Annotated in this window: 3 protein-coding genes and 2 pseudogenes; all 5 read left to right on the plus strand. The window is 65.1% G+C overall.

Annotated features, from left to right (window positions below; genetic code table 11):
• Positions 1 to 31: 31 nt before the first annotated feature.
• Positions 32 to 1468: pseudogene (gene priA / locus EOA75_RS30115) on the plus strand (primosomal protein N'); the annotation flags it as partial.
• 34 nt (positions 1469 to 1502) lie between these two features.
• Positions 1503 to 2196, plus strand: a pseudogene (locus EOA75_RS30120) (aspartate/glutamate racemase family protein).
• A gap of 125 nt (positions 2197 to 2321) precedes the next feature.
• A complete protein-coding gene (locus tag EOA75_RS30125; protein ID WP_067324963.1) occupies positions 2322 to 2717 on the plus strand; it encodes a DUF4345 family protein in 396 nt (131 codons plus the stop codon).
• A 247-nt stretch (positions 2718 to 2964) separates the two neighbouring features.
• Positions 2965 to 3525 carry a F0F1 ATP synthase subunit delta gene (locus EOA75_RS30130; protein WP_067324965.1) on the plus strand — a complete coding sequence of 187 codons (561 nt, stop codon included), beginning with the start codon at positions 2965 to 2967 and terminating at the stop codon, positions 3523 to 3525.
• The coding region (locus tag EOA75_RS30135; protein ID WP_348628690.1) for an HAS-barrel domain-containing protein at positions 3525 to 3846 on the plus strand (322 nt) is incomplete at its 3' end. The genes EOA75_RS30130 and EOA75_RS30135, both read left to right, overlap by 1 nt.

Below are 3846 nucleotides of genomic sequence, written 5' to 3' on the forward strand. Positions count from 1 at the left end.
CGCCGCCACCGCCTCGAAATAGACTTCCGTCTTGCCCGATCCGGTGACGCACGCTTTCCTCGAACGCTTCCAGGACCGCTTCGGCGCCAAACCGGCGGAGTGGCATTCGGACCTGCCGCCCCGGATGCGCGAACGCGTCTGGCGGCAGGCGGCGGAGGGCGGCGTGCGCGTCGTCGCCGGGGCGCGCTCGGCGCTGCTCTTGCCGTTCAAGGAGCTAGGCCTGATCGTCGTCGACGAGGAGCATGACCCGGCCTACAAGCAGGAAGACCGCGTCTTCTATAATGCGCGCGACATGGCGGTGGTGCGCGGCCATATCGGCGCTTTCCCGGTCGTGCTCGCCTCGGCGACGCCGTCGGTCGAGAGCCGCGTCAACGCCAGCCAGGGCCGCTATCAGCGCGCGGTGCTGTCGGCGCGTTTTGCCGAGGCGGCGCTCCCCGACCTGAAATCGATCGACATGCGGCGATCGCCGCCGGCGCGCGGCGGTTTTCTGTCGCCTCTCCTTCTGGAGCAGATGGAGCGCACGCTGGAGAGACAAGAGCAGTCGCTGCTCTTCCTCAACCGGCGCGGCTATGCGCCGCTGACGCTCTGCCGCGTCTGCGGCCATCGCTTCGGCTGCCCGGTCTGCTCGGCCTGGCTGGTCGAGCATCGCTTTCGCGGCCAGCTCGTCTGCCATCATTGCGGCCACAATGAGCGGCGGCCGGAAGCCTGCCCGGAATGCGGCACGCTCGATCATCTGGTCGCCTGCGGGCCGGGCGTCGAGCGCATCGCCGAGGAAGTGGTGGCGCATTTCCCGGAAGCCCGCACGATCGTATTGTCGTCCGATCTCTTGGGCGGCGTGCGCCGGCTGCGGCTCGAGCTCGAGGCCGTCGCCAATGGCGAGGCCGATATCGTCATCGGCACGCAGCTCGTCGCCAAGGGTCACAACTTCCCCGGCATGACGCTCGTCGGCGTGGTCGACGCCGATCTCGGCCTCGCCAATGGCGATCCGCGCGCCGCCGAGCGCACCTTCCAGCTGCTCAGCCAGGTGACCGGGCGCGCGGGCCGCACCGGCAAGAAGAGCCTCGGCCTGCTGCAGACCTACCAGCCCGACCATCCGGTGATGCGGGCGATCGTCTCCGGCGATTCGGAAGCCTTCTACGAGCGCGAAATCGCGGAGCGGGAGCGCGCCGCGCTGCCACCGTTCGGCCGGCTCGCCGGCATCATCGTCAGTGCCGCGACACGCGCCGAGGCCGAAACCCATGCGCGGGGCTTGCGGCGCGCGGCACCTACAGCCTCCGATCTCTTCGTGCTCGGACCGGCCGAGGCGCCGCTGTCGCTGATCGGCGGCCGCCACCGCTTCCGCTTGCTTGTCCAGGGCGGGCGGCGCGCGGACATGCAAGGGTTTATTCGAGCCATGCTGGCGGAGGGGCCGAAGCTGCGCGGCTCCGTCAGGGTGCAGGTCGACATCGACCCGCAGAGCTTCCTATAAGCGAGAAAGACAGTCCCAACGGAGTGCTCGCTTTATGAAAACCCTCGGCCTTATCGGCGGCATGAGCTGGGAATCGACGGCGATCTACTACCGACTGCTCAACGAGATCGTGCGCGAGCGGCTGGGCGGGCTGCATTCGGCCGAGCTGTTGCTCTGGTCGTTCGACTTCGCCGAGATCGCCGAACGCCAGCATGCCGGCGACTGGGACGGCGCCGGTGTCCTTCTGGTAAAAGCAGCGCGCAAGCTGGAGGCCGGCGGCGCCGAGGGCTTGATGATTTGCACCAACACGATGCACAAACTCGCCGACACGGTGCAAGCGGCCATCTCGATTCCCATTATCCATATCGCCGACGCAACTGGACACGCTGTTGTCGCCGCAGGCGTGAAGCGCCCGGCGCTGCTCGCGACGCGCTTCACCATGGAACAGGATTTCTATAAAGGGCGGCTCCGACAAATACGGCCTGCAGCCGGTCGCGCCCGGCCGGGCCGGCCGCGACATGGTGCACCGGCTTATCTATGATGAGCTCTGCCAGGGAGTCGTCAAAGCCGACTCGAAGTCCGCCTATGTCGAGGAAGTCGGCCGTCTGCGGCGCGACGAAAAGATCGACGGCCTCATCATGGGCTGCACCGAGATCACCATGCTGATCGGCCAGGGCGATTTCGACATGCCGGTGTTCGACACCACGCGCATCCATGCCGAGGCAGCGATCGAGTTCGCATTGTCCTGAAAGGGCGCTCTTCTGACGCTTCTTCTCTTGCGTCTTCTCAAATGTGCCGGCCGCCATCTGGCGCGCGGATTTTCCTCGGCTAGAATGCCGGCAATTTCAGAACAAGACTTTACGAGGGGGATCAGATGGAGTTCGCGTTTCCGTGGCCGGCGAGCCAGGGCGAGTGGCTGGCATGGTCGAGCGCCGTCGTGACGCTGCTCATCGGCCTCGTCCTGTTTCTGGCGCCGAATCTCGCCTTCCGCATCCTGCGCCTGCAGGCAAAGCCGGAGAAAGCGGCGGCGATCGCCGAAGGGCGCGGCCGCATGTCGGGCTTCTATCTCGGCGTCAGCCTGTGCTGCATCCTGCTCGCGCAGCCGCTGCTCTATATGGCGCTCGGCTTCTCATGGCTGTTCACCGCTTTCGGCCGGCTTTTGTCGATGATGTCGGACGGCGCCAACACACCTTTCAACTGGGCTTCCATCGTGGTTGAATTGGCCCTGGCGGCGCTGCCGCTTGCCTTCGCCTTCGGCTTCGTGCCGTGAATTCCTGACTAATCCGGCTTTCAGGCTCGGCCTTCGCCGCCTGATGCGACAAAAGTGCCTGAAAACCATGCCGGACGATGCATTGCGGTCTCAAAAGGCCTGTGCTAGACGGCAATCGACTTTCGGCCGGGGATAGCGGAAGCCATCCCTCCGTGCTTGGAAAAATCGCAGTAAGGTCAAAGATTTAGCCAGAGTTTTCGCTCGCGCCAACAATCTGCGGCCTGTCAGACAAGAGAAAAGACGGTCCGTGGCCCAATCGTCATCGCCAATCTCAGCTGTCGCAGAGCGCTATGCAAGCTCGCTGTTCGAGCTCGCGCTGCAGGAAAATTCGGTCGCCCAGGTCGAGGCTGACCTCAACGATTTCGAGGCGATGCTCAATGGCAGCGCCGACCTTGCCCGGCTCATCAACAGCCCGGTGTTCTCCAGCGACGATCAGGCCAAGGCGATCGGCGCGATCATCTCCAGAGCCAACATCACCGGCCTCGTCGGCAATTTCCTGCGCGTCGTCGCCCGCAACCGCCGCCTGTTCGCCGTGCCCGGCATGATCAAGGCGTTCCGCCAGATTGCCGCCGACCACCGTGGCGAGGCGTCCGCCGAAGTCACCTCCGCGCATGCGCTGACGGATGCGCAGCAGGCCGAACTCAAGGCGACGCTGACCGGCATCGCCGGCAAGGATGTGGCCATCGCCATGACCGTCGACCCGTCGCTGCTCGGCGGCTTGATCGTCAAGATGGGCTCGCGCCAGATCGATACGTCGCTCAAAACCAAACTCAATTCGCTCAAGCTTGCACTGAAAGAGGTCGGCTGATGGACATCCGCGCCGCGGAAATTTCCGCAATTCTGAAAGACCAGATCAAGAATTTCGGCAAGGAGGCCGAGGTCTCCGAAGTCGGCCAGGTTCTGTCCGTCGGTGACGGCATTGCCCGCGTCTACGGGCTCGACAACGTCCAGGCCGGCGAGATGGTCGAATTCCCGGGCGGCATCCGCGGCATGGCGCTGAACCTCGAAGCCGACAATGTCGGCGTCGTCATCTTCGGCAACGACCGCGACATCAAGGAAGGCGACACCGTCAAGCGCACCGGCGCCATCGTCGATGTTCCGGTCGGTCCCGGCCTGCTCGGCCGCGTGG

Origin of the sequence: Mesorhizobium sp. M1A.F.Ca.IN.022.07.1.1, from assembly GCF_003997575.1 — a bacterium.
GTDB lineage: Bacteria > Pseudomonadota > Alphaproteobacteria > Rhizobiales > Rhizobiaceae > Mesorhizobium.

Bases quoted from the DNA above. Each gene is read 5' to 3' on its own strand.
- EOA75_RS30125 (WP_067324963.1), top strand. From the start codon at position 2,322: ATGGAGTTCGCGTTTCCGTGGCCGGCGAGCCAGGGCGAGTGGCTGGCA.